The organism is Pedobacter sp. (assembly GCF_045628745.1).
Taxonomy (GTDB): Bacteria; Bacteroidota; Bacteroidia; order Sphingobacteriales; family Sphingobacteriaceae; genus Pedobacter.
In genome coordinates, this window is the sequence record NZ_JAZQPU010000476.1 from 1 (window position 1) to 3,753 (window position 3,753).

Annotated in this window: 3 protein-coding genes; all 3 read left to right on the forward strand. The window is 39.1% G+C overall.

Going from position 1 to position 3,753, the window contains the following annotated elements:
* Nucleotides 1-144: 144 nt before the first annotated feature.
* Nucleotides 145-1,005: a bestrophin family protein gene (locus ACR2F7_RS17295; RefSeq protein ID WP_432714783.1), complete on the forward strand. Its 861-nt coding sequence runs from the start codon at nucleotides 145-147 to the stop codon at nucleotides 1,003-1,005.
* Entirely contained in the window at nucleotides 1,005-1,907 is a 903-nt protein-coding gene (locus tag ACR2F7_RS17300; RefSeq protein WP_432714784.1) for a histone deacetylase family protein, read from the forward strand. Before ACR2F7_RS17295 ends, ACR2F7_RS17300 begins: the two co-directional genes overlap by 1 nt.
* Before the next feature lie 109 nt (nucleotides 1,908-2,016).
* On the forward strand, nucleotides 2,017-3,753 hold a 1,737-nt coding region (gene topB / locus ACR2F7_RS17305), incomplete at its 3' end, for a DNA topoisomerase III (protein ID WP_432714785.1).

Below are 3,753 nucleotides of genomic sequence, written 5' to 3' on the forward strand. Positions count from 1 at the left end.
AAATAGTATTCTAAATTTCAATAGCAATTTTTACTTAAGCCCTTCATTTGACGGAATGAAGGGCTTTTTATTTGTGAATTTATGTTTTTGAGCTTGATTTTCTTTGCTTTTTTATGATCTTTGGTCGCATGAACACTGCTAAGAATGATTAATTATAATCCAAAAGAATGGTTTGTCTTTGTATTCCATCTCCATAAAGCTGATACTTTTAGAAAACTATGGCCAATCATGATTGGTGTTGCAGCACTATCTTTGATTGTTGCTTACCTGGGCTTAAATTTTATTGACCTCTCTCAAACTCCTTTTGCTAAAAACATAGGAATGATGCATAGCCTTTTGGGGTTTGTCATCTCTATGCTCTTGGTTTTCAGAACCAACACCTCTTACGACAGGTGGTGGGAAGGAAGAAAATTATTAGGTGCTCTGGTAAATGTTTCCCGTACCTTTTCTATGAAAATCAAAGCCCTGGGTTTAACAGAAGAAGATAATGCCTTTTTTAACCGCGCTATCCCTCAATATGCTGCCTGTTTGAAAGATCATTTGCGAGAAAAAAGGATTTACGACAAGGACAGTGTGTTGATTGAAGTGCGGGAAGATGTACATATCCCTAACCAGATTGCCCTTAAACTTGTTCAAAAAGTTTATGCACTGGAACGTGAAGGTAAAATGTCTGCACAACAATTGGTATTACTAAATGAAGATTTAAATCAATTTACCAATGTTTGTGGTGGTTGCGAAAGAATCAGAAATACACCCATTCCATTTTCTTATAGCACTTTCATCAAAAAGTTTGTCTTTTTTTATGTTGCAACATTGCCTTTTGGTTTAGTACTGAGCCTGGGCTATTACATGGTGCCTATTATACCCTTTATTTTATATGTTCTGGCTAGTTTAGAGCTTATTGCTGAAGAGATTGAAAATCCTTTTGGCTATGATGCCAATGATCTGCCCCTGGATGATATTTGCACAAATATTAAAACCCACGTTTCAGAAATTTTAGGCTAATGATCAAAATTGCCTGGCATCCTTTATATGCACATCCTTTGCCTGAGGGACATCGTTTTCCTATGCTAAAGTATGAGCTTATACCCGAACAATTATTGCATCAGGGGGTAATTACTAAGGATAATATTTTTGAACCTGAACCCCTGGAAGAAAATATTATCCTTTTGAGCCACCAACAGCAGTATTGGGAGTCTTTGAGAGATTTTACCCTGAGTGCCAAAGATCAACGTCGCATCGGCTTCCCCTTAACGCCACAATTGTTGGAGCGTGAAAGAAGGATTGCAAAGGGTACTTTTGACGGTGCAATATACGCTAAACAGTATGGCGTAGCTTTTAATGTTGCCGGTGGAACGCATCATGCAGGGAGCAATTGGGGTGAGGGTTTTTGCTTGTTAAATGATCAGGCTATTGCTGCAAACTACCTGGTTAATAAAAATTTATGCCATCGTATATTAATTATCGATTTAGATGTTCACCAGGGTAATGGCACTGCAGAAATCTTAAAAAATGAACCCCGTGTGTTTACTTTTTCTATGCATGGCGATAAAAATTTCCCTTTCAGAAAAGAACAAAGTGATTTAGATATTCCGCTGGATGATGGATTGCAGGATGAAGCATACTTGTCTAAACTTACCGAAATTCTGCCTCAGCTTTTTAAAAAGGTTCAGCCAGATTTTGTCTTTTTTCTTTCCGGGGTAGATGTTCTTGCGACGGATAAATTAGGTAAGCTGAGTCTTACACCCTCGGGATGTAAGGAAAGAGACCGACTGGTTTTACAGGCTTGTAAAGACCGGAATATTCCTCTGCAAATCAGCATGGGTGGGGGCTATTCTCCCCAAATAAAAGATATTGTAGATGCGCATTGTAATACCTTCAAAGTAGCAATGGATATTTTTGACTAATCAGCTTTCGGCTAACATTCTTGATTTAAGTGTTTTGCAAATTGCTAACATTTGCTTGTTTTAAGATATTTTTAATGAAATTTGTCAGTCCGGACTTTAACCACATTTAATGAAAGTTGTAATTGCAGAAAAACCGTCTGTTGCACGTGAACTTGCGAAGGTTTTTGGGGCAACGACAAAGAGGAATGGATACATTGAGGGGAAGGGTTATTCTTTTACCTGGGCATTTGGGCATCTTCTACAATTGGCACCTCCACAAGAGTATGGCTTTATTGGCTGGCGCAGGCAACATTTGCCAATGCTGCCACAAAAATTTAAACTGGCTATCCGTAAGGTAAAAACTAAAGACGGTTTTGTTGATGATCCTTCGGTCAAAAAGCAATTAGATATCATTAAACAGCTCTTTGATGAGGCTACGGAAATTATTGTAGCAACGGATGCCGGGCGTGAAGGTGAATTGATTTTTAGGTATATCTATTATTTCTTAAGGTGCAAAAAACCTTTTAAAAGACTTTGGATTTCTTCACAAACTGATGAAGCCATCAAAGAGGGATTCAGAAATTTAAAACCCGGTACAGACTACGATACTTTGTTTAATTCTGCGCATTGTCGTTCTGAATCAGACTGGCTGGTGGGCATGAATGCTACACAGGCCTTGAGTATCTCTGCCGGTTCAAGATCAGTTTTGTCATTGGGAAGGGTACAAACACCCACTTTAGCCATGATCTGTGCTAGATTCCTGGAATCTACTAATTTTGTGCCACAGAAATTTTACCAGCTCAGCATTCAGGTTGATAAAGATGGACAGCTTTTTAAAGCAATGTCGGTCAACAACTTCGATAAAAAAGAGGATGCTGAAGCACTGTTCGAGAAAATTGAGGATGTAAAATCTGGTTTTCCCCAGGGTGCTGAAATTGTTGAGGTTGAAGCTAAACCTCGAAAAGAACCACCTCCATTGCTTCATGATTTAAGTAGCTTGCAGCAGGAAGCGAATAAAAAAAAGGGCTTTACTGCTGATCAAACTTTAGGCTTGCTACAAAACCTGTATGAGAGTAAATTAGTGTCGTACCCAAGAACAGGTAGCCGTTATATAGGAGATGATATTTTTGCAAATATCCCTGCACTGCTCGATAAATTTAAGTCTCACACTGAGTTTGGCAAACAGGCGGAATATCTTTTGACCGTTCCGCTCAACAAGCGGAGTGTCAACGCGAAGAAGGTAACCGACCACCATGCTGTTTTACCAACTGGCGAAACTGCCTATGGATTAAGTGCTGATAAACAAGCTATTTATGATATGGTAGTTGCACGAATGATCGAGGCCTTCCATAAAGAATGTGTTAAAGAAATTACGAAGATTACCATTGCTGCAGGCTCTGTTTTTATTGCCAATGGAACGGTGATACGCTCTGCAGGATGGAGATCTGTTTTGAATGATAAGGAAGATGATAAGAAAGATGAGGACAACCCTTCACTTCCTAAAGTAAAAGCAGGAGAGGTTTTACCTATTGCCGATAAAGCTTTGCTGGAAAAACAAACGAAACCTAAGCCGATGTATAATGAGGCTTCTTTATTGAAAGCACTTGAAACTTCAGGCAAAGAAATAGAAGATGAAGAGTTGCGTTATGCCATGAAAGACACTGGTTTAGGAACACCGGCCACACGTGCATCGATTATCGAAACCTTAATAACCAGAGAATATATTACCAGGGAAAAAAGAAACCTTATTCCTACTGCAAAAGGCCTTGCGGTTTACGATGTTGTGAAGGATCAAAAGATTGCCCAGGCAGAATTAACAGGGCAATGGGAGAAAAGACTGGAAGAAATACGTACAGGATCTTCTGTT

Bases quoted from the DNA above. Each gene is read 5' to 3' on its own strand.
- ACR2F7_RS17295 (WP_432714783.1), top strand. From the start codon at position 145: ATGATTAATTATAATCCAAAAGAATGGTTTGTCTTTGTATTCCATCTC.
- ACR2F7_RS17300 (WP_432714784.1), top strand. From the start codon at position 1,005: ATGATCAAAATTGCCTGGCATCCTTTATATGCACATCCTTTGCCTGAG.